This window comes from Burkholderia sp. MS455 (genome assembly GCF_016899445.1).
GTDB classification, from domain to species: domain Bacteria; phylum Pseudomonadota; class Gammaproteobacteria; order Burkholderiales; family Burkholderiaceae; genus Burkholderia; species Burkholderia pyrrocinia_C.
Map to the genome: position 1 here is coordinate 3113998 of NZ_CP041778.1, position 24627 is coordinate 3138624.

A 24627-nucleotide genomic window follows, 5' to 3' on the forward strand; every position below is an offset into this window, starting at 1 on the left:
TCAGTTATTTCTGTCAAGAGAGAAATGACCGGACGATCCGGCACCTTCCGGCCGCGTGCGCCCGCGATCGGCCGCTTCCTTTACAATGCGCGGGATTTTTCCGATTTCAGGCCGTTTCCGCCTTTCTCACAAGAGGTTTCCATGATCATCAAACCGCGCGTGCGTGGCTTCATCTGCGTGACGACTCATCCCGTCGGCTGCGAAGCCAACGTCAAGGAACAGATCGACTACGTGACTTCGCACGGCCCGATCGCCAACGGCCCGAAGAAGGTGCTCGTGATCGGCGCGTCGACCGGCTACGGCCTCGCCGCCCGGATCTCGGCCGCATTCGGCTCGGGCGCGGACACGCTCGGCGTGTTCTTCGAGCGCGCCGGCAGCGAATCGAAGCCCGGCACAGCCGGCTGGTACAACAGCGCCGCGTTCGAGAAATTCGCCGCCGAAAAGGGGCTCTATGCGCGCAGCATCAACGGCGACGCATTCTCCGACAAGGTCAAGCAGGTCACGATCGACACCATCAAGCAGGATCTCGGCAAGGTCGATCTCGTCGTCTACAGCCTCGCGGCACCGCGCCGCACGCACCCGAAGACGGGCGAAACGATCAGCTCGACGCTCAAGCCGATCGGCAAGCCGGTCACGTTCCGCGGCCTCGACACCGACAAGGAAGTGATCCGCGACGTCGCGCTCGAACCGGCGACGCAGGAAGAGATCGACGGCACCGTCGCCGTGATGGGCGGCGAGGACTGGCAGATGTGGATCGACGCGCTGGATGAAGCCGGCGTGCTGGCCGACGGCGCGAAGACGACCGCGTTCACCTATCTCGGCGAGCAGATCACGCACGACATCTACTGGAACGGCTCGATCGGCGAAGCGAAGAAGGATCTCGACAAGAAGGTGCTGTCGATCCGCGAAAAGCTGGCCGCGCACGGCGGCGATGCACGCGTGTCGGTGCTGAAAGCCGTCGTCACGCAGGCCAGCTCGGCGATCCCGATGATGCCGCTGTACCTGTCGCTGCTGTTCAAGGTGATGAAGGAAACCGGCACGCACGAAGGCTGCATCGAGCAGGTGTACGGGCTCCTCAAGGACAGCCTGTACGGCACGACGCCGCACATCGACGAGGAAGGCCGGCTGCGCGCGGACTACAAGGAACTCGATCCGCAGGTGCAGGCGAAGGTCGTCGCGCTGTGGGACCAGGTGACGAACGAGAACCTGTACGAGCTGACCGACTTCGCCGGCTACAAGACCGACTTCCTGCGGCTGTTCGGCTTCGAGATCGCCGGCGTCGACTACGACGCGGACGTGAACCCGGACGTGAAGATCCCGGGCATCATCGACACCACGGCCTGAGGGCCGAGCCCGCCGCGCGCGAACGCGGGTGGCGGGCGGTGCCTCCCGGCGGCGTCAACGCGGCGCCGGTTCCTCCAGATAGACGCCCGACGACAGCGTGGCTTTCACCTGCCGCGTGAACTCGTCGGTCGACACTTCCTCCGCACCCGCTTCGATCGCATCGTAGGCCTGGCGCACGACGTCGTCCGGCGTGGCCTTCGGCACGTCGAGGCCGCGTGTCAGGTCGGTGTCGATGAAACCGGCATGCAGCCCGACGACCTGCGTGCGCTGCTCGCGCAGCGAATGGCGCAGCCCGTTGGTCAGCGCCCATGCGGCCGATTTCGACACGCCGTAGCCCGACAGGATCGGCCGGTTCACCCAGCTCGCGACCGACAGGATGTTCAGGATCGCGCCGCCGCCATGCCCGGCGAGGGTTCCCGCAAATGCCCGCGACATCGCCAGCATCCCGAACACATTGGTTTCGAAGTGATCGCGCAGCGCGTCGGGCGCGCCGTCGTCCGTCAGGCTGCCGAGCCGCGCAATGCCTGCGTTGTTGATCAGCAGCGTGACGTCGCGCGCCGCGTCGGCAGCCGCGGCGACGGCCGCCGGATCGGTCACGTCGAGCTTCACGGGCACGACGCCCGGCAGCGTCACGGTGGCCGGATCGCGCGCCGCCGCATAGACCTTGCGCGCCCCTCTTGCGAGCGCCTGCTTCGCAAACTCGAGCCCGAGCCCGCGGTTTGCGCCCGTCACGAAAACGACTGCACCTTCGATCTTCATGATCGTTCCTTTCCTTTCGCATGATGAATCGCATGCGCGCCAGCTCGTCGCGCGCGTGAGATCCGGTGGAAAACGAGGCTGCCATTGCGTACCGAATCGCTGCGCCGCCGGAGGCAGACGGCGAGCCGTCCGCTGCCCGTCACCCTGCGGCGCCAAAGACCTCGACCAATTTCCATCCGTGTTCCAGCCGTGGCTTCGCACCGCCCGCCAAGTCGGCTACACTCGATATCAATGTCGATCACCATTGTCTTTGCGGTGCATTGTGTTCGCGCCACCCGGGCATGTCAATTGTGATCGCCATTGTGTTTTTCAATCGACGCGATCAGCAGAATCGGGGAGGGATCGATGGGCGTGTCAAGACAGCAGGCTGCCGAGAACCGGAGCGCGATCGTCGCGGCCGCCGAGCGGCTGTTCCGCGCGCGCGGCGTCGACGCCGTGGGGCTGACGGAGCTGATGAAGGAAGCCGGTTTCACGCAGGGCGGGTTCTACAACCACTTCAAGTCGAAAGATGCGCTGGTCGCCGAGGTGATGGAAAAGGCGATGCAGGACCGCGCGGATTCGCCGAACGCCGGCAGTCTCGCCGCACAGGTGGCGTCGTATCTGTCGGCGGCGCATCGCGACAATGTCGAGGCCGGGTGCCCGCTGTCCGGTTTCGCGGGCGACGCACCGCGACTGACCGAGGCGGCGCGCGCGTGCTACGCGCACGGCCTCGCCGCGTATCTCGACCGGCTGGAACGAATGGTGGCGACCGAAGGCGCGACGCCGGAACAGACGCGCCGCGACGCGCTCGCGGTCTTCAGCCAGATGGTCGGCGCGCTGGTGCTGTCGCGCGCGATCGCTGGCACCGATCCCGCGCTGGCCGACGAGATCCTCGACGCGGGACGGGATACGCTCGTCGACGGACGCGGCGGTTCGTTTGCGCCTGCGTAACGAAGCGCGGCGGTGCGCTTCCTGCGCTTCCTGCGTCCCTGCGTTCGTGCGCTATTCGACCGCCCGCGCGGCATCCCACAGCGGCTGCCCGCCCAGCGCCGCATGCCACGCATCGAAACGCGCGCGCCACGATTCGAACGGCTCCGTCAACGGATGGCGCGGATCTTCGCTGAGCGAATACGCCATCCCTTCGATCAGCCAGCGCGGCTTGGTTACGACGGCCAGGTTGCCGAGCACTTCCGCCTGGCGGTGATGGATCAGTTCGTGCGCGAGAAAGTAGGTCTGCCAGCCGCGCGGCGCGACGACCACGCCGAAATTCCCGAACGTCAGCGCCGCGCGCGTGCCGAGGCCGAATGCGTCAGCGCATGCGCGCGTCGAACAGAACACGACGCGCGGCGCGGCGCGGAACGCGCCGACGGCCGCCGCCGCGCGCGCATAGCCGTCGCGATAGAGCTGCTGCGCGTCGCCGAGCTTCGCGGCATCGTCCGTGCAGATGCCTGCGCTCGGGCAGGACACGCCGGGGATCAGCGCGGGCGCGACGATGCGTAGCGGCTTGACGAGCGCGTACGCGGCAATCGGCAGTGCGACGAGCAGGCCCGTGAGGGCGAAAGCGACATGGGAGCGTTTCATCGAGGCGGCGGTTCCGTGGCGTTTTGTTGGAGTTCTTCCTGCGCGAATATATCGGACCGGCACGGTTGCCGGCCCTGTTTTTCTTTCTGAACGGCTTCAGGCGCCGCCCGGCTCTCGACTCTCGGCGAGACCGGGGACACGCCCCGGCGCTCGCCGGCATCGGCATCGCAATCGTCACGGCCGGCATGGCCTTGAGCCTCGCCAGCCGGTGGCGAACCGGAGAACGGCCGGCGATCCGGCGACCGAACCTCGCCGCGCACGGCTGAAACGGGCGACGCGCGTCAAGCGGCGCGCCCGATGTCGCCGGCGCCCGCCCCCCATCGGCTCCAGCGAATGCCCAGCCACAGGAGCGCGGCACCGCACGCGAACAGGATCGCCTCGACCAACACGGTATCGACATGCCAGTACCGCGTCAGCAGCACGGCGACGAGGTCGAACATGAAATGGATCGCGATCGCATACGCCAGCCAGCGCTTGGTGCCGCGCACGAATGCCTGCAGCACGATCAGCGACAGCCCGACATGCGCGGCCAGCGCACTCGTGCGTTCGAGCAGCGCGAGAAACGGCGACACGAGCGTCATGCCCGCGAACTGCGCCCCGATCAGCGACTGCACGCCCTCAGGCACGACGACGCCCGCGTGCGCGAGCAGGTAACCCGTGCCGAGCGCGAGAAACCCGACGCCGACCAGCAGCATCGCCTCCAGCCCGCCGTGCCCGAGCCCGAGCATCACGGCCGCCTGTGCGTCGCGCCGCTTCGGCAGCAGATACCGGAACGCGACCCAGCGCCCGCATTCCTCGAAGAGCCCGGCCGTCAACGCCGCGAACACCAGCATCGGCACATGCCAGCGCGGGTCGTGAGCGAGCCAGCGGTACAGCGGAATCTGCCACGACATGCGCAGCACCGGCTGGAACACGAAGAAGGTCAGCATGCCGTAGCAAAACACGCGCAACGGTACCTGCGTGCGGCGTCGCCACGCGACCGCGAGCAACACGGGTGCAAGCAACGCGACGACACCGGCCGAGAGCGCGACGAACAGGAGAGCCGGTGCGACGGGATGCATGGCGGATGCCGATGAGCGGCGCCAACGCGCACCGCTACGCGAGCTGCTTGTGGAAAAACGTCGTCGCGCAGAGCGCGCCGTCGGGCATCAGCGCATAGTTCGGCACGACGCCGACGCGCTGCCAGCCTGCCCGCTCGTACAGCCGCTCGGCGTCGCCGCCCGTCACGGTGTCGAGCACGAGCACGGTCTTGCCGGCGTCGCGCGCGGCCGCGTTGGCCGCCGCCATCAGCCGCGCGGCGACGCCCTGCCGGCGCGCGTGCCGCGACACGAGCATCTTCGCGATGTCCGCGCGATGCGGCTGGTTCTCTGGCTGCGCGGTCACGACCTGCACGGTGCCCACGATCCGGCCGGCCGCATCCTCGGCGACGAGCAGGATGCGCTCGCCGTTCTCCACGCCGTCGGCCACGCGCGTCCAGAACGCGACGGCGGTCGGCCGCTCGATCGGCAACATGAAGCTGACGGACGCGCCGCCCTCGACGCAATCGATCAGCACGTCGGCCAGCGCGTCGACACAGGCCCTCGCGTCGCGCGCGCCGACGCGGCGGACGGTAACAGGTTCGGTCATGCCATCTCCGGTGGTCAGCCGGGCCGCACGCGTTCGTTCGTCATGCGCCCGGGTTGGAAAGAACGCCTGCCGGGCGTCGAGGCTTGCGCAACGGCGGCAGGCGTCCGGCAACGCGGCACAGGTCGGCGCGTGTTGCCGCCCCATCATCCTACGCGACGAAAATGTCCGCTGCATCGCCTATACTTAGCCGTATGGCTAACTTTCAACCCGGCATCAGCGACGTCTTCCACGCCCTTGCCGACCCGACGCGCTGCGCGATCGTCAGCGCGCTCGGCCAGGGCGAGCGAACCGTCTCCGCGCTGGCCGCGCCGTTCGACATGGCGCTGCCGTCGTTCATGAAGCATGTCGCCGTGCTCGAGCGCAGCGGCCTCGTCCAGACCCGCAAAAACGGCCGCTCGCGCACCTGCGCGCTGGTCGGCAGCCGGCTGACCGAGGCCGAGGAATGGCTCGCCGCGCAGCGTGCGCTGTGGGAGGCGCGATCCGATCGTCTCGTCGAATTCGTCGAACGCCGTCACCAGGAGGAGCAAGATGTCAGCAAGCCACGTCGAACCCGTTGAAGCCCACGATCTCGTCATCACGCGCACGCTGCGCGCGCCACGCCAGGCGCTGTGGCGTGCGTGGACCGACCCCGAGCTGTTGAAGGAATGGTGGTGCCCGAAACCGTGGACCACCGAGGTGCGCGCGTTCGACCTGCGGCCGGGCGGCGCCTTCCACACGTTCATGCGCGGCCCCGATGGCGGCACGAGCGACAATCCCGGCTGCTTCCTCGAAATCGTGCCCGAAGCGCGCATCGCGTTCACGTCGATGCTCGCGGGCGGCTGGCGGCCGCAGGTGCCGTGGCTGGGCTTCACGGCAATCATTACGATGGCCGACGACGCCGCGGGCAGCCGCTACGAGGCGCGCGTGATGCATCCGGATGCCGCGACGCGCGAGCGCCACGAAGCGCTCGGCTTCTTCGAGGGCTGGAACACCTGCATTACGCAGCTCGACGCATTCGCGGCCACGCTGCGCTGAACGGCTGAACGGCTGAACGCGGGCGAGCGCGCGGTCATTGCATGCCGCCCCGCCCGCGCCTACGATTCCTGAAGGAAGCACGACGACACGCCGGCATCCGGCGTGCACCGTCGCGCGCGCTCCGCGGGAGGCGACATGTTGCATACGCACACGCATTCGACCCGGGTCAGCCGGCACCTGAACGCACCGCGCGGACGCGTCTACCGCGCGCTGCTCGATCCGCACGCGGTCGAGCAATGGAAGGTGCCCGACGGCATGACGTGCCGCGTGCATGCGTACGACGCGCGCGAAGGCGGCGCGCTGCGCGTGTCGCTGAGCTACGACGCGCCGTCGGCCGACACCGGCAAGACCACCGCGCGCACCGATACCTACCACGGCCGCTTCGTCACGCTCGTGCCGGACCAGCAAATCGTCGAGATCGACGTGTTCGAGACCGACGACCCGATGCTGCGCGGCGCAATGACGATCACGATCACGCTGTCCGACGAAGCGGACGGCACGCGCGTGGATGCCGTGCACGACGGGATCCCGCCCGGCGTGCCGGTCGCCGACAACGAGACCGGCTGGCGCATGGCGCTGGCGAAGCTCGCGGCGCTGGTCGAGGCAGGGTGAGCACGCGCGGGCGCGCCGCGACACGCGTCAGCCGAGCCGGTAAGCGCGCGTGACCGTGCCGCGGAACAGCGCGTCGCGCTCGTCCGGGCTCGCATGCGCGGTCAGCCGCTTGAACGCATTCCAGCCGTTCACGTACGAATACGAGCCCTTGTCGACCGGGAAATTGCTCTCGAACATGCAGCGCTCGGCGCCGAACGCTTCGATACAGGTCAGCATCCACGGCTTCCACGCGTCGGCGAGCTGCTCGGAAGACGGCGGCCGCGCGCCCTTCTCGAAATCGAAACCGTTGATGCGCATCCCGAGCCCGCCGACCTTCACGTACACGTTCGGCAGTTGCGCGAGCGTGCGCATCGACGCCCGCCAGCGCTCGAACACCTCCGGCCGCTTGTCCGCGTAGCTCGCGATCCGCACGACGCCGCCGCAGTGATTGACGACGATCCGCGTATCGGGGTTCGCCTTCGCAAGATCGAACAGCTCGGGCAGTTGCGGAAAGAACAGCCACGCGTCATACGACAGCCCAAGCGGCGCTAGCTGCGCGACGCCGGCCCGGTACGCGGAATCGAGCAGCAGCCCGCGCGGCACCGCCGACAGCGGATTGGCGAGCGTCGGATCGGCATCCCACGTGGTCAGGTGCCGAACCCCGCGAAACCGCCCGCGCCCCGCTTCGAGATGCGCTTCCAGCACGTCGCGCACGCGTTCGCCGAGCCGCAGGTCCGCGTGACCGACGATGCCTTTCGCGACGGCAGGACGGCCGTGCTGGAGTGACTCGGTCACGCCGGCGACATAGGCTGTCTCGCCTGCCGGCTTCAGTTCGGCCGCGCCGGAATCGCGATAGCGTGTCTGCGCCTGCATGTAGACGGACGCCTGGATGTTGTGGCCCGAGCGCGCGTCCTGCAGATAATCGTCGAGCATGTAGATCCAGCCCGGCCGTTCATAGAAATGATGATGCGCGTCGATGATCGGCAGGTCGGGCTCGAGCACGGGTTCGAGCGCCGACGCGAGCCAGTCTGGGCGGACCGCGAGATAGTTGCTTTGCGTGGTCATGCGAGAAACTCCATCCAGGGTCGCCGCGCGCGTCTCGGTGAACGCGGGCAGCGCGAGCGACGCGGCGGCCGCGCCGAGCAGCCGCCGTCGCTTGATCGAAATCGTCGTGCTCATGTCATTCGCCCCGGTCGAACGCATACAGCGACAGCGTGAGCAGCGTCGTGATCGCGAGGACAATGGCAAGGCCCAGCATGCCGGCCGTGAAGGTACCGAAGCTGTCCTTCAGGTAGCCGACGAGATAAGGGCCCGCGAAGCCGCCGAGCGCACCGATCGAGTTGATCAGCGCCAGCCCGCCGGCGGCGGCCTGGCCGGACAGGAAGCGCGAAGGCAGCGTGTAGAAGATCGTGCGGCCGGCAATCGTGCCGATCAGCGCGAGCGTGATGCCGACGAGCGCGGGGCCGAGCGTCAGGAAATGCGTCGATACGCCGAGCGCCACCGCGCCGATGAACAGCCCGATCGCGAGGTTCGCGACAGGGCCGCCGCGACGATCCACCCGCTTCGCCCACCACAGCAGCGCGACCGTCGCGAAGAAGTACGGCACCGCGGAGAGCCAGCCCGTCTGCATCGTCGACATGCCGTGCGCCTTCAGCATCTGCGGCAGCCAGATGCCGATCCCGTACGAACCCATCGTGAAGCCGAACGAGATCAGCGCGAGCACGTACACGCGCACGTCGCGCAGCGCGACGCCGAATTGCTTCTTCCGTCCGGCGGCCGCGCCTTCGCGCTCGAACGCGCGCTGCAGCGCGGTACGCTCGTCGTCCGACAGCCACGCGGCATCCGCCGGCGAATCGGCCAGCAGCTTCAGCACGACAAAACCGAGTGCGCACGCGGGCAGCCCTTCGACGATGAACATCCACTTCCAGCCCGCGAGCCCGAGCGCGCCGTCGAGCTGCAGCAGCCAAGTCGACAGCGGGCCGCCGATCAGCGACGACAGCGGCGTCGACACGGTGAACCATGCGAGCACGCGCGTGCGGTAGCTCGCCGGGAACCACACGGCGAGGAAGAAAATCACGCCTGGAAAGAACCCGGCCTCGCCGATGCCCAGCAGCAGCCGGATCGCGTAGAAGCTCGTCGGCCCGGTCGCGAGCGCGGTCGCGACCGCCATCAGCCCCCACGTGATCATGATGCGGGCGAGCCAGCGGCGCGCGCCGAAACGGTACAGCGCGAGATTGCTCGGCACCTCGAACACGCAGTAGCCCGCGAACATGATCCCCGCGCCCCAGCCGAACTGCGTCGCGGTCAGCCCGAGATCGCGGTTCATCGTCAGCGCCGCGAATCCGACGCTCGTGCGGTCCAGATAGTTGAAGAAATACGCGAGCGCCAGCAGCGGAATGAAGCGCCATGCGGCCTTGCGCACGGCCCGTTGCTCGACCGATGCGTCGGTCTCGCGATCGGCGGCCAGCGCCGGGGAAGCGGATGTCATGGTTGTCTCCGTGGATGCAGCGATCCGCGCCCGCGCGTCGCGCGGCCGGGTGCCTTTGTTCGTTCGATGGATCGCGGCCGCGCTACGCGCTCGCCACTTCGTTCGGCGAAGGCGCGCCGCCCGGCCCGTCGCCGTGCGCTGCACCGTCCGCGCCGTACTGCCCTGCGACGACGCCCGCTTCGATCAGTGCACGCGCGTCGTCCGGCGTGTAGCCGAGCTCGCCGAGCAGCGCGCACGTGTCCTGGCCAAGCGCAGGCGGCGCCGAGCGCAGCCGCAGCCGCTCGCCCGCGAGCGTCAGCGGCAGCAGCGCGGTGCGCGTGTCGACCGGCCGGCCTGCGCAACTCGCGTCGGCCGGGAGCGTCACCGCTTCGAGGCCGCCGGTCACCAGCAGATGCGGATCGTCGAACAGGTCCTGCGGCTTCGTGATCGGCGCATAGGGCAGACCGATCGATTCGAAAATCGCGCCGATCTCGGCGGCCGAATGCGGCGCGAGCCGCGAGCGCAACGCGGGCAGCAGCCACTCGCGCGCCTGCACGCGCAGGTTGTTGGTCGCGAGGCGCGGATCGTCCTTCAGCGCCGCAAAGCCGAACGCATCGCAGAACAGCGCCCACTGCGTATCCGACACGACCGCGAGAAAGATCTGCTCGCCGTCCTTCACGGAGAACACGTCGTAGACGGCCCACGCGGAAATCCGGCTCGGCATCGGCGACGCGGCCTGCCCCGTCACCGCGAACTGCATCATGTGCTGCGCGACGAGGAACACGTTGTTCTCGAACAGCGAGCTCTGCACCTGCTGGCCGCGGCCGGTGCGCTCGCGCTGCGCGAGCGCGGCCATCGCGCCGATCGCGCCGAACATGCCGCCCATGATGTCGTTCACACTCGAGCCCGCGCGCAGCGGCCGGCCCTCGGGGCCCGTCATGTAGGCCAGGCCGCCCATCATCTGCACGACCTCGTCGAGCGCCGTGCGATGCTCGTACGGCCCCGGCAGAAAGCCCTTGTGCGACACGTACACGAGGCGCGGATTCAGCGAGGACAGCGCCGGATAACCGAGGCCGAGCCGGTCCATCGTGCCGCTCTTGAAGTTCTCGCTGAAGACGTCCGCGGTCGCGACGAGCCGCCGCACGATCTCCAGCCCGCGTGGATCCTTCACGTCGACCGCGAGGCTCTTCTTGTTGCGATTGAACATCCCGAAGAAGCCCGCGCCGGAGCCGCGCAGCGCACGCGTGCTGTCGCCCGCGATCGGTTCGATCTTGATGACTTCCGCGCCGAGATCCGCAAGCAGCATCCCGCACGTCGGGCCCATCACCATGTGCGTCATCTCGATCACGCGCACGCCTTGGTACGGCAGTGCCGCAGCAGGTAGCCGGCCGTTCATTGCGCGACTCCCGTCAGGCATCCTTCCGGTTGAGCGGCTGTCGGAGAGCGGCCGTCCGCATAGCGGAAGCCCTTCGGCAACCCGGCGTCCGGCACGTGGCCGTACAGCGCCTCGGACGGCAGCGCGTCGTGCAGGATCGCGCGCGCGGCGAGCAGCGCGTCGACGTCGACGCCCGTGTCGACTCCCATCGATTCGAGCAGGAACACGAGATCCTCGGTGACGATGTTGCCGGTCGCGCCCGGCGCATACGGGCAGCCGCCGAGGCCGCCCTGGCTCGCGTCGATCGTCGTCACGCCCGCGTCGAGCGCCGCGACGACGTTCGCAAGCCCCTGCCCGCGCGTGTTGTGGAAATGCGCGCCGCCCGCCTTGTCGCCGACTTCGCGCCGCAGGCGCGCAAACAGCCGGCGTACCTGCGCCGGGTTCGCATAACCGCTCGTATCGGACAGCCCGATTTCGTCGACGCCGCACTCGGCCATCGCAACGGCCATCGCGATCGTCTCGTCGTCGCTGACGGCGCCCGCGATCGTGCAGCCGAACGCGACCGACACGCCCGCCTCGATCTGAACCGACGGAAACCGCGCATCGCGCAGCGCGACGATCGCGCGCACCTCGTCGATCATCTGCGCGGGCGTCTTGCGGATGTTCGCCAGCGAATGCGCTTCCGTCACCGATACCGGCAGCGTCAGCTTGTGCACGCCTGCGTCGAATGCGCCCTCGGCGCCGCGCAGGTTCGGCGCGAGCGCGGCGACATGCAGCCCGGGAATCGCCAGCGCGTGCGCGACGACTTCGCGCACGTCGGCCATCTGCGGCAACAGCCTGGCCGGCACGAACGACCCCACCTCGATCTCGCGCAGGCCGGCCGCGGCCAGCGCGGTGATCCAGCGCAGCTTGCCGGCGGTCGGCATCACGATCCCGATGCTCTGCAGGCCATCACGCGGCCCGACCTCGCTGACCAACACCTTCGGATATTCGGAAACGCTCATTCGATACCTCATCGTTCTATCTAAAAGAACATCATTCTGTTAGACGGAACTCTAGACGCGCGTCGAATGAGCTGTAAGCGGGGTATACCCGTGAAATTGCGATTTTCTGGAACTTGAGTTCTGCCAGACAGAACGATATAGTCGGTCGACCATCATCCGAAGGAAGCAGGCAGTGCCTACCACTCAAGCAGATCACGCCGGCGACGGGCCCGATTCAGCGTCCGATGCCTCCAGCGGCGTCGCCGTGCTCGATCGCGCGTTCGCGATCCTCCGTGCATTCGGACCGACCGACGACCGGCTGTCGCTCGCCGAGCTGTCGCGCCGCACCGGGCTGTACAAGAGCACGATCCTGCGTCTGCTCGCCGCGCTCGAACATGGCGGCTTCATGCGCAAGCTCGACGACGGCCAGTACGCGGTCGGGCACGAGCCGCTGCGGCTCGCCGCGCTGTACCAGCGCTCGTTCCGGGTCGGCCCGGTGGTCGAGCCGCTGCTCGAGACGCTGAGCAGCGAACTCGGGGAAACCGCGTCGTTCTACGTGCGCCAGGGCGACATGCGCTCGGTGCTCTACCGCGTCGAGCCCGCACGCGCGGTGCGCGTGTCGATTCGCGTCGGCGAGGAGTTTCCGGTTCGCCAGGGCGCGTCCGGGAAGGTGCTGATGGCGTTCACCGACACGCAGGACGCACGCTGGAACGACGTGCGCGAACGACTGTGGGCCGCATCGTACGGCGAGCGCGACCCCGAGACGGCGTCGGCGTCCGTGCCGGTGTTCGATGCTGCCGGCGCATGCGTCGGCGCGCTGACGGTGTCGGGCCCGAAATCGCGGCTCGCCGCCGCGCCGACGATGGCGGCGGCGCTCGCGATGCTGCTGCCGCTCGCGCAGAAGGCGACCGTTGCCCTCGGCGGCGCAGGCGCACGCTACGACGCAGCCGCCGTGCGCGACAGCCTCGCTCGGCTCGCGCCGGCAGCAGACGACGCCGCGGGGTCGTAGCCGGCCGCGCGCGCGTCCGGCCGCGCAGCGCAGGGCAGCGCAAAAGGCGACCGCATGCGACACTGGCCGCCGATGCACGCATCGCACGCCACCCGTATGCGCACCATGCGTGCAACCGTCAACCGGCCATGCACAAGAGGGCATCCGCCATGAACGCCGCGCGCACCGCCACCTGGTATTTCGATTTCGTTTCGCCGTTCGCCTACCTGCAGCAGGAACAGTTCGACCGGTTACCGCCCGCCGCGGCGTTCGAGCCGCGGCCGATCGTGCTCGGCGCGCTGCTCGCGCACTGGGGCCAGAAAGCGCCGGCGGAGATCGCGGCGAAACGCGTCTTCACCTATCGCCACGCGCAATACCGCGCGGACAAGCTCGGCATCCCGTTCCGGATGCCGCCGGCACACCCGTTCAACCCGATCAAGCCGCTGCGCCTCGCGATCGCGATGGGCAATTCGCTCGATGCGATCCGGCAGATTTTCCGGCATATCTGGCGCGACGGCCATGACGTATCGACACCGGAAGGCTTCGCCGCGCTGTGCGACGCCGTCGGCTTTCCGGATGGCGTGACGGCCGTCGAAGCACAGCCGGTGAAGGACGCGCTGCGCGCGAACACCGATCGTGCGATCGCGCAAGGCGTATTCGGCGTGCCGACTTTCGAACTCGACGGCGACCTGTTCTGGGGCGAGGATGCGACCGACATGTTCGCCGACTGCGCCACGTCGCGCACATGGCTCGACTCGCCCGAGGTGCGCCGCATCAGCGCGCTGCCCGAAGGAATCCGGCGCGGCTGACGGCGCAGCCCGCGCCCTCCGGGTCAGACTTCGCGCGCTTCGACGAGCCCCGGCACGGCCTCGCCCATCATCGCGACGAACTGCACGACCGCGTTGCGCCGGCAAAACGGGCAGGCCCACCGGGCTTGCCCGCCTTTTCTTTTATTTTCGACCGGCGCATGCATCATGCTGCGCGGCCTGACAGATTCGCACGGAGCGTGACCCGCATTCGTTCATCCGGCGCAAGGTCCGCACCGGCTTGCCGAATTGTCCAGTTCAACCAAATATTTTTCCGGCGCCCGAACGCATCGACGCACAAACATCGGATGATTCGCCCCTGCCCCGCCGCTCGGCACGCTCCCATCCGGCCCCACCGCGCAGCCCCGTTTTATCAGGGGATTCCCGGTATTTTTTTGCATTTTCTTCGAAATAACGGGTGACATACTTGCCCCCCGTTGCGCTCCGGTACGAGCGCGCTTCCAGATCCTGCCGGCCGCACGCCGCGTGCTGCGCATCCGCCGGGGTCACAGAACATGAACAATTTCGACACCACGATCCAGATCTTCCTCACCCACGTGACGTTCGGCCCGCTGATGAATCACGCGATTCGCGTGATCGCCGGCCTGTACACGTTCAAGGGCTTCGTGCTCATTCCCGTGCTGTGCTGGCTGTGGTTCCAGCCGGGCCCGAACCGCGAGCGGCAACGCGAGCTGGTTATCGCGACGGTCGCGAGCGGGCTCATCGCACTCGCGATCGGCCGGCTGCTCGCGCAAGTGCTGCCGTTCCGCGTGCGGCCGATCTACAACCCCGACCTGCACCTGCACTTCCCGTCGGCCGGGCTGCGCGCGGCAACGCTGCAGGCGTGGAGTTCGTTTCCGAGCGATCACGCGATGCTGTGGATGGCGATCGCGACCGGCATCTTCATCATCGCGCGCCGCGCCGGCGTGTTCGCGCTGCTGTATTCCGTCGTGTTCATCTGCGTGCCGCGCGCGTATCTCGGCTTTCACTACCCGACCGACCTGATCGCCGGCGCCGCGATCGGCATCGCGATCGCATGGCTGCTGACGCGCGACGCGGTCCGGTCGCGCTTCGCACCGCAGGTGCTGGGAATGATCCGGCGCTTCCCCGCGCCGGCCTATACGCTCGCGTTCCTGCTGTGCTTCGAGTTGATCACGCAGTTCGACGAACTGCTGACGCTCGCGCAGTCGGCCACGCAAACGATGTAACGGGCACGCGCTGCGATGCTGCCGCTGCTTTCTTTCCGTCGCCCCGGCACGCGCTGCCGGCCGTGCGCGGCGGCAGCACGCCGCGCGACGGCCGCGCAGATCAGTCGCGATCGGGCGCGCCGAGCGGAAAGAACGAGCGAAACGGCCGCGCCTCGTCGACCGCTCTCGCGAACGACGGCCGCGCAAGCAGACGCTTCCGATACGCGATCACGTTCGCGAACGACGGATCGATCCGGTGCGTCCAGTCCGCGTAGAACAGGAACGGTGCCGCGCCGCAATCGGCGAGGCTGAAGCGGTCGCCCGCCGCCCATTCGCGATCGGCCATCTTCTGGTCCAGCCACGCATACGACGTTTCGAGCATCGCGCGCGCATCGGCGACCCCGCGCGCATCGCGCTCGGCTTCCGGCCGCAGTGCGTCGTGCACGACCTTCTGCTGCGGCGTCGACACGTAGTTGTCGAAGAAGCGATCCATCATCCGCACCTCGAGCGCCGCGTGCGGATCGTCGGGCAGCAGGCGCACCGGGCCCGGATGGTTCAGGCCGAGATACTCGATGATGATCGACGCCTCGACCACGGTGCGGCCCGCATCGACCAGCACCGGAAAACGCTTCAGCGGCCACAGCGCGGTCAGCTCCTGCATCGGCTTCGGATCATCGTGCGCGAGCACGCGATACTCGAACGGCGTGCCGTTCTCGTACAGCGCGGTCAGCACTTTCTGGCAGTAGGACGAAAAGGGATGGGCATAAAGCGTCGGCATCATCGCGTGGTCTCTCAGGGTTTCGGCGCTGCGTCATGCGGCGCCACATGATCTCGGATACCTTGACGACGAACGGCGACCGGCCGTTTCGACATCGATCCGGAAATTTTTTTGTGCGGCCCCGGCGCGCTACGACCGGCCGTCCATCACGACGCGCCCTTCGGCGCGCCAGCGCAGCATCCCGCCGCCGAGATTCGCGACCGCATCGAAGCCGGCCTTCAGCAGGATCACGTTCGCCTGCGCGGATCGCCCGCCGGCCCGGCACACGGTCACGACCGGCCGGTCGCGCGCGATCTCGCCGGTGCGTGCGGCCAGTTCGCCGAGCGGAATCGTCATCGCGCCGGGCAGGTGGCCGAGCGGGCCGGTGAATTCGTCCGGTTCGCGCACGTCGACGACCTGCACCGCCGGCAGATGATCCTCGAGCCATTGCGGATCGATTTCCCAGAAGCCGGCGAACGTATAGACGAGCGGCGCCCAGTCGGGCGACGCCTGCGCATCGGGCGCGTTCGCGGCGACGCCGCAATGCAGGTTCGCCGGCACCGCGACGTCGATCTGGCGCGGGTGCGCGAGCCCGAGATTGCGCATGTAGCCGGCGAAATCGTCTTCGCTGAGATCGCCGCCGAGACGCGGATTGAAGCGCCGCTCCTCGCCGACGCTCGTCACCGTGAGCCCGCGATAGTCGTGCGCCGGATACAGCAGGCACGCGGCCGGCAGCGTGAAGAGCCGGCCGTGCACCGCGCGATACAGCACGCGCGGGTCGCCCTGCTGGAAGTCGGTGCGGCCCGTGCCGCGGATCAGCAGGCAATCGCCGGTGAACGCCATCGATTCGTCGTCGAGCACGAGGCTGATGCAGCCGCTCGTGTGGCCGGGCGTCGCGCGCACGGTCAGGTAGCGCGAGCCGAATGCGCAGCGGTCGCCGTCGTTCAGGTAGCGGTCGGCGCCCTGCGCGCCGCTCGCGGCCGAGATCGCGATCGCGCTGCCCATGCGCTGCTTCAGCAGCCACGCGCCCGTCACGTGATCGGCGTGCACGTGCGTGTCGACGGTCGCGACGAGCCGCAATCCGAGTTCATCGACGAGTGCCGCGTCGCGGCGCACCTGCTCGAACACCGGATCGATCAGCAGCGCTTCGCGCGACGCGAGGTCGGCGAGCAGATACGTGTATGTCGACGATTGCGGGTCGAAAAGTTGCCGGAAGATCATCGCGAAGTCGCTCCGTCGCCTGTTCAGGTTGGTGTTGTATGGCCCACGTGCCGTGCGTCGCCGACGCGCGTATGCGCGAGCACGAGTGCCGCCCCGTCCGTATGCCCGCCGCGCCGCATGATCCGCAAATTTACGGCTGCGTCTGCTGCGCATCGTCGTCCGGCACCGGCGTCGACATGATGACATCGACGCCGGGCAACCGGCATCGCACCTGCCGCGCTTCGCACATTGATATAGCGTAGATCAAAATGCACGCGCCGCCCCGGCGTCCCATACACGGCGACCGATTCCGATGACGAATGGCGCGCGGCGGGACGATTCGCCGCGCCCGGACGGCGGCGCGGGCTGCCTTACACTACGGCCTGTTCTCGTCCCCGTTCACAGGAATTCCGTCGACATGTCGCTGACGATCGATCCGAAGCAGGCCGCCGCGCTGCTGGCCGTCGCCGACACGGGCAGCTTCGAGCAGGCGGCCGTGCGCCTGCACGTGACCGCGTCCGCGGTCACGCAGCGGGTCCGCGCGCTGGAGGCGAGCCTCGGCACGCCGCTCGTGCTGCGCACGCGGCCGTGCCGCCCGACGGTGGCCGGGCAGCGCGTGCTGCAGCACCTGCGGCGCGTCGCGCTGCTGCAGGCCGACCTGCAAAGCACGCTCGCGACCGAGCGCGAATCGCCGATCTCCGTGACGATCGCGCTGAATTCCGACAGCCTCGGCACGTGGTTCCTGCCCGCGCTGACGTCCGTGCTCGCGGGCGAGCGGATCCTGTTCGAGCTGATCGTCGAGGATCAGGACCACACGTTCGCGCTGCTCGAAAGCGGGATGGCGGTCGGCTGCGTGACGACCGAGCCGAAGCCGATGCGCGGCTGCGTCGCGACGCCGCTCGGTACGATGCGCTACCGCCTGCTCGCGGCCGCCGCGTTCGCTGCGCGCTGGTTTCCGCGCGGGCTGAACCGCACGAGCGCACGCAACGCGCCCGTCGTCGCGTATTCGCGGCGCGACACGCTGCAGTCGTCGTTCCTGAAGGAGAAGTTCGGGTTGCCGGAAGGTGCATACCCGTGCCATTACGTGCCGGGCACCCATTCGCACTTCGCGGCGGTGCGGCACGGGCTCGGCTACGCGATGGTGCCGGAGCCGCTGATCGGTACCGCGCCGCTTGACGCGCAGGGGCTCGTCGATCTCGCGCCCGCGCATCCGACCGACGTCACGCTGTACTGGCACGCGTGGACCGTGCAGTCGCCGACGATGGCGTCGCTGTCCGCGCGGGTGGTCGAAGCAGCGCGCCGGTTGCTCGCGCCGCTGTCGAAATGACATGAGCCGGTGACGGCCCGGCTCTCGGCGGTTACGCGCGCCGCTGCGAGAAATACGCGCCGACCGCGTCGACGAACGTATCGATGTCCGCGCGCGACACGTCGCAGTGGGTGACGAAGCGCGACGCGTACAGCATCTGCGTGAGGATCCCGCGCTCCTTGAGCCACGCCTCGAGCGGCGCGCAATCGGCTTCGGGGAATTGCGCGAACACCATGTTCGTCGCATGCGACAGCACCTTAACGGATTCGATGCGCGCGAGGCCTGCCGCGAGATGCGCGGCATTTGCATGATCGTCCGCAAGCCGCTCGACGTTGTGGTCGAGCGCATACAGGCACGCCGCCGCGAGAATGCCCGACTGCCGCATCCCGCCGCCGAGCACCTTGCGCCAGCGTTGCGCGCGCTCGATCAGCGCACGACTGCCGACCAGCACCGAGCCGACCGGTGCGCCGAGCCCTTTCGAGAAGCAGATCGATACGGTATCGAACGGCGCACACAGCTCGGCGATCGGGCGCCCCGACGCGACGGCCGCGTTGCATACGCGCGCGCCGTCGAGGTGCGCGGACAGCCCGCGGCTGCGCGCGAACGCGACGGCTTCCTGCACATAGCCTTCCGGCAAGACCTGGCCGCCGATCGTGTTCTCGAGCGCGAGCAGGCGCGTGCGGGCGAAGTGATTGTCGATCGGCTTGATCGCCGCGGCGATCTTCGCGAGCGGCAGCGTGCCGTCCGGCGCGTTCTCGATCGGCTGCGGCTGGATGCTGCCCAGCACGGCCGCGCCGCCGCCTTCGTACTTGTAGGTGTGCGCGAGCTGGCCGACGATGTACTCGTCGCCGCGCTCGCAATGGGACATCAGCGCGGCCAGGTTGCTCTGCGTGCCGCTCGGGAAGAACAGGCCGGCTTCCTTGCCCGTCCGCTCGGCCACGGCCGCCTGCAGGCGCAGCACGGTCGGGTCGTCACCCCATACGTCGTCGCCGACTTCGGCGGCAGTCATCGCGGCCAGCATTGCCTGGCTCGGACGTGTCACGGTATCGCTGCGTAAATCGATCATCGCTTTGCCCTGAGTAAACGCGGACCGGAACCGATGCGCCCGGCCCTGCCGAAACGAGACTCAGAGTGTACGCAATTCACGCAGCGCGTGCCGACGGTCGAGCCGCGGCCCCCACCCGCCACGCCCCTCCCGCGCGGTCGCCCGCGCTACACGCTAACGCGTCGAAACGGATCGGCCGCGCACGGTGGCACCCCGGAGGTTCCGCGCGGTACGGGCGTGCGTGTCGAATCGTTCCGATGACGCGACGCGCCATATTGCCGCACGTGCGTCAGACCGCCACGCCGCGGCCGCACGCGCCGCGAACGGCCTTCTTGATACGAATCAACGATTTATCCCGAAATCACACGCGGCAGGCTGGACATCTGCGACGAGTTGGCGCATTTCGCGGTGCAACATCGCGGCACATACTCCAGCCAACCCCGCCGCCTGTCGGCCGGGGTCCGCCGGCACCCGCCGGCGGGTATCGTCAGCTTCGGTCATCTGGTATGGACACCGCACTTTCGGCCCTCGATCTGGCCCGCCTGCAATTCGCGTTCACCGTCTCCTTTCACATCGTCTTTCCGGCGCTGAGCATCGGCCTCGCCAGCTTCATCGCCGTGCTCGAATATCGTTGGCTCAAGACCGGCAAGCAGTACTACAAGACCCTCTGTCTGTTCTGGTCGAAGATCTTCGCGGTCGCGTTCGGGATGGGCGTCGTCTCCGGCGTGGTGATGAGCTATCAGTTCGGCACCAACTGGTCGGGCTTCTCGAGCTTCGCCGGCTCGGTCACCGGCCCGCTGCTGATGTACGAAGTGATGACCGCGTTCTTCCTCGAAGCCGGCTTCCTCGGCATCATGCTGTTCGGCTGGAACCGCGTGAGCCCGCGCGCGCACTTCGGCGCGACGCTGATGGTCGCGATCGGCACGCTGATCTCGACGTTCTGGATCCTCGCGTCGAACAGCTGGATGCAGACGCCGCAGGGCTTCGAGATCGTCGACGGCCGCGTCGTGCCGACCGACTGGTTCGCGATCATCTTCAACCCGTCGTTCCCGTACCGCCTGTTCCACATGGCGATCGCCGCGTTCATCGTCGCCGCGCTGGTCGTGGCCGCGACGGGTGCATGGCACCTGCTGAAGGGCCGCCGCGACAAGGGCGTGAAGAAGATGTTCTCGATGGCGCTATGGCTGCTGCTCGTACTCGCGCCGCTGCAGGCCTTGATCGGCGACCAGCACGGCATCAACACGCTGAAGCACCAGCCCGCGAAGATCGCCGCGATCGAAGGGCTGTGGGAAACCGAGAAGGGCGGCACGCCGCTCAACCTGTTCGGCATTCCGGACATGAAGGCGGAAACGACCCGCTATGCGGTGAAGGTGCCGCACCTCGGCAGCCTGATCCTCACGCACAGCTGGGACGGCGAGATCCGCGGGCTGAAGGAATTCCCGCCCGAGGACCGCCCGAACTCGACCGTCGTGTTCTGGAGCTTCCGGATCATGGTGGGCCTCGGCTTCGCGATGATCGGCCTCGCCGCGCTCGCGTGGTTCCTGCGCCGCCGCGGCCGCCTGTATGAATCGAAGTGGTTCCAGCGCTTCGCGCTCGCGATGGGCCCGACCGGCTTCGTGTCGCTGCTCGCGGGCTGGGTGACGACCGAAGCGGGCCGCCAGCCGTGGGTCGTGTATGGCGTGATGCGCACCGCGCAGGCCGTGTCGCCGCTGTCGGTGCAGCAGGTCAGCCTGTCGATGATGACGTTCGTGATCGTGTACTTCCTCGTGTTCGGCACCGGCGTGTACTACATGCTGAAGCTGATGAAGGCCGGCCCCGCGCTGCCCGACGCGAAGCACGACGACACGCCCGACACGCGCCCCGATCACACCGCGCGCCGCCCGATGTCGGCCGTCGACGAGCTGATCGAGACCGTCTGAGCCCACCCCATCAGCAAACGAGAAAACCTATGGACGTCACCGTAATCTGGGCCGCGATCATCGCATTGGGGCTCTTCATGTACGTCGTGCTCGACGGCTTCGACCTCGGCATCGGCATCGTCTTCCCGTTCTTCCCGGACGAGAAGGAACGCGACCTGATGATGAACACGGTCGCGCCCGTGTGGGACGGCAACGAGACGTGGCTCGTGCTCGGCGGCGCCGGGCTGTTCGCAGTGTTCCCGATCGTCTATTCGACCGTGCTGTCGGCGCTGTACCTGCCGCTGATCTTCATGCTGGTCTGCCTGATCTTCCGCGGCGTGTCGTTCGAGATCCGCGCGAAGGCGCGACGCACGAAGCAGCTGTGGGATCTCGCGTTCATCGGCGGCTCGGCCGGCGCGACGTTGTTCCAGGGGATCGCGCTCGGCGCGTTCCTGCAGGGCATCAACGTGAAGGATGGCGTGTTCGCGGGCGACGCGTTCGACTGGCTCACCCCGTTCAGCCTGCTGACGGGCCTCGGCCTGATCGTGACCTATGCGCTGCTCGGCTGCTGCTGGCTCGTCGCGAAGACGGAAGGCGACCTGCAGCGCCGGCTGCATCGGGTCGTGTGGCCGCTAACCGTCGTGCTGCTCGGCTTCATCGCTGTCGTCAGCCTGTGGACGCCGCTGCAGGATCCGGCCATCGCGCAGCGCTGGTTCGATTCGGGGCTGTTCTGGCGCCTGCTGCCGGTGCCGTTCCTGGTCGCCGGGTGCGCGGTGTGGATGCGTCGCGCGGTGCGCGACCGGCACGACATGACGCCGTTCGTGCTCGCGCTGGCGCTCGTGCTGCTCGGCTACGTCGGCCTGCTCGTCACGCTGTTCCCGTATGCGATCCCGCAGACGATGACGATCTGGGAGGCGGCGGCGCCGCGTTCCAGCCAGACCTTCACGCTGGTCGGCGCAGCGGTTATCCTGCCGATCATCATCGCCTACACGACGATGGGTTACTGGGTATTCCGAGGGAAGGTGCGCCATGAAGACCAGCATTACTACCACCACTGATTCCGCCGATCGCCCGCCCGTGGCGCCCCGGCCGCGAATGCGCGGCTGGATGTGGTTCGTCGTGCTGTGGGCGGGCGGCGTGGCCGGCGCCGTCACGCTCGGTTATGCGTTCAAGATCTTCATGAACCTGACGCTGTTTGCGGTGAAGTGAAGCCGGAGCGCCGGCCGGGCGAGCGCGCCATGCGCGCGGGCCGGAATGCCGACCTACGCCGAACCGGACAGCCACTGCGCGACCCGCGCGACGAGCAGGTCCGCTTCGTCGAAGTTCTCGACGCCCGCCACCTGCGGCGCGTCGCAAATCGTGAACACCGGCTTGCCCCATTGCAGCCCGAGCGCGATCTCGGACAGCGTGCCGAGGCCGCCGCCGACCGCGATCAGGCACAGCGACGCGCGAGCGATCAGCGCGTTGCGCGTGATGCCGAGCCCGGTGGGCAGCGCGACGCTCAGATACGGATTCGCGTGCTGCGCATCGTCCTCGGGCAGCAGCCCGATCGCACAGCCGCCCGCCGCATGCGCGCCGCGCGCGGCGGCCTCCATCACGCCCTGCTTGCCGCCGCCGACGATCGCGACGCCCGCCGCCGCGAGCCCGTGCGCGATTCGCTCCGCGATGGCGAGCTGGGCGTCCGTCGCATCGCGCGGGCCGATCACGCCGACCGGCATCCGGTGCCGGTCGGCGCCGCGCTGCCGTTGCGCGAGTTGCTGCAGCGCATCGCGCGCCTGGTTCGACCATTCAATGACGTCGTTGCCGTGCAAGTCCTTCCCCCAATGCAAGAACACAAGTGCAGAGCGCCGTCAGCACGATCGACAGTACGGCGGCCTGCGAGAAATCGGTCTGTCCGTCGGACAGCTTCAGGTACATCAGCAGCGGCAGGATGTTGATCTGCGTGCCGGCCAGCGCGAGCGCCGTGCCGTACGTGCCGAGCGCGATCGCGCTGACGAGGCACCACGCCGACGCGATCGACGGCCACAGCTCGCGCCACGCGACGTCGAACCACGCGCGCCACGGCCGTGCGCCGAGCGTCAGCGCCGCCTCGAGCGGCCGCCTGTCGAGATTCGCGAGCGCCGGGTAGAGGATCAGCGCGACGCGCGGGATCAGGTAGTACGCGTACGCGAAAGCGAGCCCCGGCATCGTGTAGATCGCGCCGCCGACCACGGTCGGGTCCGCGCCGAGCGACGCCAGCAGCGTCGTCACGAAACCGGCGCGGCCGAACACGAGGATGAAGCCGTACGCGATCACGAGGCCGGAGAACGCAAGCGGCACGCCGAGCAGCGCGAGCGACCAGCGGCGGCGCGCCGGCGACTGCCCTGCCAGCACGAACGCGACCGGCACGCCGACCGCGACGGACAGCGTGCCGGCGCCGATCGCGAGCGCCAGCGAACGCACGATTGCGTCGGCGACGAGCGGATCGCCGAATACCGCGGAGAACGCACGACCGCCGCCGTCGAACGCGGCGCCGACGAGCGCGGCGAGCGGCAGCGCGAAGCACACCGCGAACAGCCCGGCCGCCGGCACCGCGCCGTAGCGGCGCAGGACGCCGCGCTGCATGGACGAGACCCGCATCCCGTTCCCCTTACTTGCCGAGCGTGGCCTGCGACCAGAGCTGGTCGACCTCGGCCTTGCGCGTCGCGGCCTTCGCGACGTCGAGCGGACGCACCTGCGGCGCATTCGGCAGCTTCGCGGCAACCTCCTGCGCGACCGGCGTGCCGGGTACGGCCGGGCGCACGTAGCCCTGCGCGAACAGCGCCTGGCCGACATCGCTCATCACGAGGTTGAGCCACAACTGCGCGGCGGCCGGGTTCGGGCCGTTCTTCACGAGACTCATCGCGTACGGCGCCGATACGCTGCCGTCCTGCGGAATCACGACGTCGGCCGCGTCGCCCATGCCGTCCGTGTACTTGGCCTTGAGCCCGTCGTTCTCGTAGCCGATCAGGATCGGAATCTCGCCCTTGACGAACTTCGCGTACGGCGTCGTCCCCTCGACGCGCAGCACGTTGCCCGCCTGCTTCAGCTTGCCGAAGAACTCCGCGCCCGGCTTCGGGTTGTCGACGCTGCCGCCGTTCGCATAGGCGGCGGCAAACACGGCGACCTGCCCCTGCCCGGTCGAGCGCGGGTCGAGATAGACGACCGCATTGCGATATTCGGGCTTCAGCAGGTCGGACCAGCGCTGCGGCACGTTCTTCACGAGTTTCCGGTTGACGAGCAACGCGATGTTCAGCGAATGCACGGCGAACCAGCGGCCGTCGGCCGCGCGGAACACCGGCGGCAGCTTGTCGAAATTGACCGGCTTGAACGGCGCGACGACGTCCTTGGCCGTCGCATCGAGCGCCGACGCCGCGAAGTAGTACGCGGTGTCGGCCTGCGGGCGGCGTCGCGACTTGTCGAGCGCGACGACCGTTGCCGCCGAGCCGATGTCGTTGTACGTGATCTCGACCTTCGGGTAGCGCTTGCGGAATTCGGCGAACAGCGATTTCCAGTTCGCCCATTCCGGGCCCGTGTCGAACGACACGACGAGCCCTTCGTCGGCGGCTTTCTCGTACAGCGCGTCCTCGCCGGGATACAACGGCGCGGCATGGGCCAGCGCCGGCGCGAGGGTCGCGAACGCGCAGAGCGCCAGCAGGCGGCGGCGCGTCGCAAGAAGGAAGTGGCGGCGTGCAGACATCGT

At 68.4% G+C, this 24627-nt stretch carries 28 protein-coding genes; 13 read left to right on the plus strand and 15 right to left on the minus strand.

Annotated features, from left to right (window positions below; translation table 11 throughout):
- Positions 1-141 precede the first annotated feature (141 nt).
- Positions 142-1344, plus strand: coding sequence for an enoyl-ACP reductase FabV (gene fabV / locus FPJ27_RS18305; RefSeq protein ID WP_072440167.1), 1203 nt, complete (start codon positions 142-144; stop codon positions 1342-1344).
- 54 nt (positions 1345-1398) lie between these two features.
- Here fabV and FPJ27_RS18310 read toward each other — a convergent pair whose 3' ends face one another.
- The gene (locus FPJ27_RS18310; protein WP_072440165.1) at positions 1399-2103 is read right to left on the minus strand and encodes an SDR family oxidoreductase; all 705 of its coding nucleotides are present in this window, start codon (positions 2101-2103) and stop codon (positions 1399-1401) included.
- A 345-nt stretch (positions 2104-2448) separates the two neighbouring features.
- On the opposite strand from FPJ27_RS18310, the gene FPJ27_RS18315 reads away from it, so the two are divergent.
- A complete protein-coding gene (locus FPJ27_RS18315; RefSeq protein ID WP_072440163.1) occupies positions 2449-3033 on the plus strand; it encodes a TetR/AcrR family transcriptional regulator in 585 nt (194 codons plus the stop codon).
- A gap of 51 nt (positions 3034-3084) precedes the next feature.
- Here the strand turns inward: FPJ27_RS18315 and FPJ27_RS18320 are convergent, their stop codons facing one another.
- Entirely contained in the window at positions 3085-3663 is a 579-nt protein-coding gene (locus FPJ27_RS18320; RefSeq protein ID WP_204422050.1) for a hypothetical protein, read from the minus strand.
- A 26-nt stretch (positions 3664-3689) separates the two neighbouring features.
- Here FPJ27_RS18320 and FPJ27_RS18325 point away from each other — a divergent pair, with 26 nt between their 5' ends.
- On the plus strand, positions 3690-3929 hold the full coding sequence (locus tag FPJ27_RS18325; protein ID WP_143155749.1) for a hypothetical protein: 240 nt from the start codon (positions 3690-3692) through the stop codon (positions 3927-3929).
- A 15-nt stretch (positions 3930-3944) separates the two neighbouring features.
- Here FPJ27_RS18325 and FPJ27_RS18330 read toward each other — a convergent pair whose 3' ends face one another.
- Positions 3945-4724, minus strand: a complete 780-nt coding sequence (locus FPJ27_RS18330) for a YhfC family glutamic-type intramembrane protease (protein WP_204422051.1) — start codon at positions 4722-4724, stop codon at positions 3945-3947.
- Between the two features lie 34 nt (positions 4725-4758).
- Positions 4759-5289: a GNAT family N-acetyltransferase gene (locus tag FPJ27_RS18335; protein WP_204422052.1), complete on the minus strand. Its 531-nt coding sequence runs from the start codon at positions 5287-5289 to the stop codon at positions 4759-4761.
- A gap of 191 nt (positions 5290-5480) precedes the next feature.
- Between FPJ27_RS18335 and FPJ27_RS18340 the strand changes: the two genes are divergently transcribed.
- The 3 genes from FPJ27_RS18340 (at position 5481) to FPJ27_RS18350 (ending at position 6915) form a co-directional block, all read left to right on the plus strand.
- Positions 5481-5846 (plus strand): metalloregulator ArsR/SmtB family transcription factor, encoded by a 366-nt coding sequence (locus FPJ27_RS18340; RefSeq protein WP_204423252.1) that lies wholly within the window; start codon positions 5481-5483, stop codon positions 5844-5846.
- Positions 5818-6303, plus strand: a complete 486-nt coding sequence (locus FPJ27_RS18345; RefSeq protein ID WP_204422053.1) for an SRPBCC family protein — start codon at positions 5818-5820, stop codon at positions 6301-6303. The genes FPJ27_RS18340 and FPJ27_RS18345 overlap by 29 nt, the downstream gene beginning before the upstream one ends.
- Before the next feature lie 135 nt (positions 6304-6438).
- Positions 6439-6915: an SRPBCC family protein gene (locus FPJ27_RS18350; protein ID WP_034181826.1), complete on the plus strand. Its 477-nt coding sequence runs from the start codon at positions 6439-6441 to the stop codon at positions 6913-6915.
- A gap of 27 nt (positions 6916-6942) precedes the next feature.
- On the opposite strand, the gene FPJ27_RS18355 is transcribed toward FPJ27_RS18350, so the two are convergent.
- The 4 genes from FPJ27_RS18355 to FPJ27_RS18370 all read right to left on the minus strand — a co-directional run bounded on the left by FPJ27_RS18355 (position 6943) and on the right by FPJ27_RS18370 (position 11740).
- Complete coding sequence (locus FPJ27_RS18355; RefSeq protein ID WP_204422054.1) at positions 6943-8073, minus strand: amidohydrolase family protein; 1131 nt, start codon at positions 8071-8073, stop codon at positions 6943-6945.
- A 1-nt stretch (position 8074) separates the two neighbouring features.
- Positions 8075-9382 carry an MFS transporter gene (locus tag FPJ27_RS18360; protein WP_204422055.1) on the minus strand — a complete coding sequence of 436 codons (1308 nt, stop codon included), beginning with the start codon at positions 9380-9382 and terminating at the stop codon, positions 8075-8077.
- 82 nt (positions 9383-9464) lie between these two features.
- Complete coding sequence (locus tag FPJ27_RS18365) at positions 9465-10757, minus strand: CaiB/BaiF CoA-transferase family protein (RefSeq protein ID WP_204422056.1); 1293 nt, start codon at positions 10755-10757, stop codon at positions 9465-9467.
- Complete coding sequence (locus tag FPJ27_RS18370; protein ID WP_204422057.1) at positions 10754-11740, minus strand: hydroxymethylglutaryl-CoA lyase; 987 nt, start codon at positions 11738-11740, stop codon at positions 10754-10756. The genes FPJ27_RS18365 and FPJ27_RS18370 overlap by 4 nt, the downstream gene beginning before the upstream one ends.
- A 172-nt stretch (positions 11741-11912) precedes the next feature.
- Between FPJ27_RS18370 and FPJ27_RS18375 the strand changes: the two genes are divergently transcribed.
- Positions 11913-12728, plus strand: coding sequence for an IclR family transcriptional regulator (locus FPJ27_RS18375; RefSeq protein WP_204422058.1), 816 nt, complete (start codon positions 11913-11915; stop codon positions 12726-12728).
- A gap of 149 nt (positions 12729-12877) precedes the next feature.
- Positions 12878-13516 (plus strand): 2-hydroxychromene-2-carboxylate isomerase, encoded by a 639-nt coding sequence (locus FPJ27_RS18380; RefSeq protein ID WP_204422059.1) that lies wholly within the window; start codon positions 12878-12880, stop codon positions 13514-13516.
- Between the two features lie 23 nt (positions 13517-13539).
- Here the strand turns inward: FPJ27_RS18380 and FPJ27_RS18385 are convergent, their stop codons facing one another.
- Entirely contained in the window at positions 13540-13683 is a 144-nt protein-coding gene (locus FPJ27_RS18385) for a hypothetical protein (protein ID WP_204422060.1), read from the minus strand.
- A gap of 345 nt (positions 13684-14028) precedes the next feature.
- Between FPJ27_RS18385 and FPJ27_RS18390 the strand changes: the two genes are divergently transcribed.
- Positions 14029-14721, plus strand: a complete 693-nt coding sequence (locus tag FPJ27_RS18390; RefSeq protein ID WP_204422061.1) for a phosphatase PAP2 family protein — start codon at positions 14029-14031, stop codon at positions 14719-14721.
- 100 nt (positions 14722-14821) lie between these two features.
- On the opposite strand, the gene FPJ27_RS18395 is transcribed toward FPJ27_RS18390, so the two are convergent.
- Together FPJ27_RS18395 and FPJ27_RS18400 are read right to left on the minus strand one after the other, a co-directional pair.
- Positions 14822-15481: a glutathione S-transferase family protein gene (locus FPJ27_RS18395; RefSeq protein WP_034181666.1), complete on the minus strand. Its 660-nt coding sequence runs from the start codon at positions 15479-15481 to the stop codon at positions 14822-14824.
- A 126-nt stretch (positions 15482-15607) separates the two neighbouring features.
- Entirely contained in the window at positions 15608-16678 is a 1071-nt protein-coding gene (locus tag FPJ27_RS18400; protein ID WP_204422062.1) for an MBL fold metallo-hydrolase, read from the minus strand.
- Positions 16679-17075: 397 nt separating this feature from the next.
- Between FPJ27_RS18400 and FPJ27_RS18405 the strand changes: the two genes are divergently transcribed.
- Positions 17076-17984, plus strand: a complete 909-nt coding sequence (locus FPJ27_RS18405; RefSeq protein WP_072440132.1) for an HTH-type transcriptional regulator ArgP — start codon at positions 17076-17078, stop codon at positions 17982-17984.
- 31 nt (positions 17985-18015) lie between these two features.
- Here FPJ27_RS18405 and ltaE read toward each other — a convergent pair whose 3' ends face one another.
- A complete protein-coding gene (gene ltaE, locus FPJ27_RS18410) occupies positions 18016-19029 on the minus strand; it encodes a low-specificity L-threonine aldolase (RefSeq protein WP_204422063.1) in 1014 nt (337 codons plus the stop codon).
- Between the two features lie 485 nt (positions 19030-19514).
- On the opposite strand from ltaE, the gene FPJ27_RS18415 reads away from it, so the two are divergent.
- From FPJ27_RS18415 to FPJ27_RS18425, 3 genes are read left to right on the plus strand one after another with little or no spacing between them, the layout of a single operon-like run.
- Positions 19515-20927: a cytochrome ubiquinol oxidase subunit I gene (locus FPJ27_RS18415; RefSeq protein WP_072440128.1), complete on the plus strand. Its 1413-nt coding sequence runs from the start codon at positions 19515-19517 to the stop codon at positions 20925-20927.
- A gap of 29 nt (positions 20928-20956) precedes the next feature.
- Positions 20957-21964, plus strand: coding sequence for a cytochrome d ubiquinol oxidase subunit II (gene cydB, locus FPJ27_RS18420; protein WP_034187693.1), 1008 nt, complete (start codon positions 20957-20959; stop codon positions 21962-21964).
- Positions 21936-22115: a hypothetical protein gene (locus FPJ27_RS18425; RefSeq protein ID WP_047902253.1), complete on the plus strand. Its 180-nt coding sequence runs from the start codon at positions 21936-21938 to the stop codon at positions 22113-22115. The genes cydB and FPJ27_RS18425 overlap by 29 nt, the downstream gene beginning before the upstream one ends.
- A gap of 53 nt (positions 22116-22168) precedes the next feature.
- Here the strand turns inward: FPJ27_RS18425 and FPJ27_RS18430 are convergent, their stop codons facing one another.
- Genes FPJ27_RS18430 through FPJ27_RS18440 form a run of 3 tightly spaced genes read right to left on the minus strand, consistent with a single transcriptional unit; the run spans position 22169 to position 24624 of the window.
- Positions 22169-22717 (minus strand): TIGR00725 family protein, encoded by a 549-nt coding sequence (locus tag FPJ27_RS18430; RefSeq protein WP_204422064.1) that lies wholly within the window; start codon positions 22715-22717, stop codon positions 22169-22171.
- A complete protein-coding gene (locus FPJ27_RS18435) occupies positions 22695-23525 on the minus strand; it encodes an ABC transporter permease subunit (RefSeq protein WP_175960004.1) in 831 nt (276 codons plus the stop codon). Before FPJ27_RS18435 ends, FPJ27_RS18430 begins: the two co-directional genes overlap by 23 nt.
- Before the next feature lie 10 nt (positions 23526-23535).
- Positions 23536-24624, minus strand: coding sequence for an extracellular solute-binding protein (locus tag FPJ27_RS18440; protein WP_204422065.1), 1089 nt, complete (start codon positions 24622-24624; stop codon positions 23536-23538).
- Positions 24625-24627 lie beyond the last annotated feature (3 nt).

Coding starts and splice junctions, on each gene's coding strand:
- fabV (WP_072440167.1), top strand. CDS start 142: ATGATCATCAAACCGCGCGTGCGTGGCTTCATCTGCGTGACGACTCAT.
- FPJ27_RS18310 (WP_072440165.1), bottom strand. CDS start 2,103: ATGAAGATCGAAGGTGCAGTCGTTTTCGTGACGGGCGCAAACCGCGGG.
- FPJ27_RS18315 (WP_072440163.1), top strand. CDS start 2,449: ATGGGCGTGTCAAGACAGCAGGCTGCCGAGAACCGGAGCGCGATCGTC.
- FPJ27_RS18320 (WP_204422050.1), bottom strand. CDS start 3,663: ATGAAACGCTCCCATGTCGCTTTCGCCCTCACGGGCCTGCTCGTCGCA.
- FPJ27_RS18330 (WP_204422051.1), bottom strand. CDS start 4,724: ATGCATCCCGTCGCACCGGCTCTCCTGTTCGTCGCGCTCTCGGCCGGT.
- FPJ27_RS18335 (WP_204422052.1), bottom strand. CDS start 5,289: ATGACCGAACCTGTTACCGTCCGCCGCGTCGGCGCGCGCGACGCGAGG.
- FPJ27_RS18340 (WP_204423252.1), top strand. CDS start 5,481: ATGGCTAACTTTCAACCCGGCATCAGCGACGTCTTCCACGCCCTTGCC.
- FPJ27_RS18345 (WP_204422053.1), top strand. CDS start 5,818: ATGTCAGCAAGCCACGTCGAACCCGTTGAAGCCCACGATCTCGTCATC.
- FPJ27_RS18350 (WP_034181826.1), top strand. CDS start 6,439: ATGTTGCATACGCACACGCATTCGACCCGGGTCAGCCGGCACCTGAAC.
- FPJ27_RS18355 (WP_204422054.1), bottom strand. CDS start 8,073: ATGAGCACGACGATTTCGATCAAGCGACGGCGGCTGCTCGGCGCGGCC.
- FPJ27_RS18360 (WP_204422055.1), bottom strand. CDS start 9,382: ATGACATCCGCTTCCCCGGCGCTGGCCGCCGATCGCGAGACCGACGCA.
- FPJ27_RS18365 (WP_204422056.1), bottom strand. CDS start 10,757: ATGAACGGCCGGCTACCTGCTGCGGCACTGCCGTACCAAGGCGTGCGC.
- FPJ27_RS18370 (WP_204422057.1), bottom strand. CDS start 11,740: ATGAGCGTTTCCGAATATCCGAAGGTGTTGGTCAGCGAGGTCGGGCCG.
- FPJ27_RS18380 (WP_204422059.1), top strand. CDS start 12,878: ATGAACGCCGCGCGCACCGCCACCTGGTATTTCGATTTCGTTTCGCCG.
- FPJ27_RS18385 (WP_204422060.1), bottom strand. CDS start 13,683: ATGATGCATGCGCCGGTCGAAAATAAAAGAAAAGGCGGGCAAGCCCGG.
- FPJ27_RS18390 (WP_204422061.1), top strand. CDS start 14,029: ATGAACAATTTCGACACCACGATCCAGATCTTCCTCACCCACGTGACG.
- FPJ27_RS18395 (WP_034181666.1), bottom strand. CDS start 15,481: ATGATGCCGACGCTTTATGCCCATCCCTTTTCGTCCTACTGCCAGAAA.
- FPJ27_RS18400 (WP_204422062.1), bottom strand. CDS start 16,678: ATGATCTTCCGGCAACTTTTCGACCCGCAATCGTCGACATACACGTAT.
- FPJ27_RS18405 (WP_072440132.1), top strand. CDS start 17,076: ATGTCGCTGACGATCGATCCGAAGCAGGCCGCCGCGCTGCTGGCCGTC.
- ltaE (WP_204422063.1), bottom strand. CDS start 19,029: ATGATCGATTTACGCAGCGATACCGTGACACGTCCGAGCCAGGCAATG.
- FPJ27_RS18415 (WP_072440128.1), top strand. CDS start 19,515: ATGGACACCGCACTTTCGGCCCTCGATCTGGCCCGCCTGCAATTCGCG.
- cydB (WP_034187693.1), top strand. CDS start 20,957: ATGGACGTCACCGTAATCTGGGCCGCGATCATCGCATTGGGGCTCTTC.
- FPJ27_RS18425 (WP_047902253.1), top strand. CDS start 21,936: ATGAAGACCAGCATTACTACCACCACTGATTCCGCCGATCGCCCGCCC.
- FPJ27_RS18435 (WP_175960004.1), bottom strand. CDS start 23,525: ATGCGGGTCTCGTCCATGCAGCGCGGCGTCCTGCGCCGCTACGGCGCG.
- FPJ27_RS18440 (WP_204422065.1), bottom strand. CDS start 24,624: ATGTCTGCACGCCGCCACTTCCTTCTTGCGACGCGCCGCCGCCTGCTG.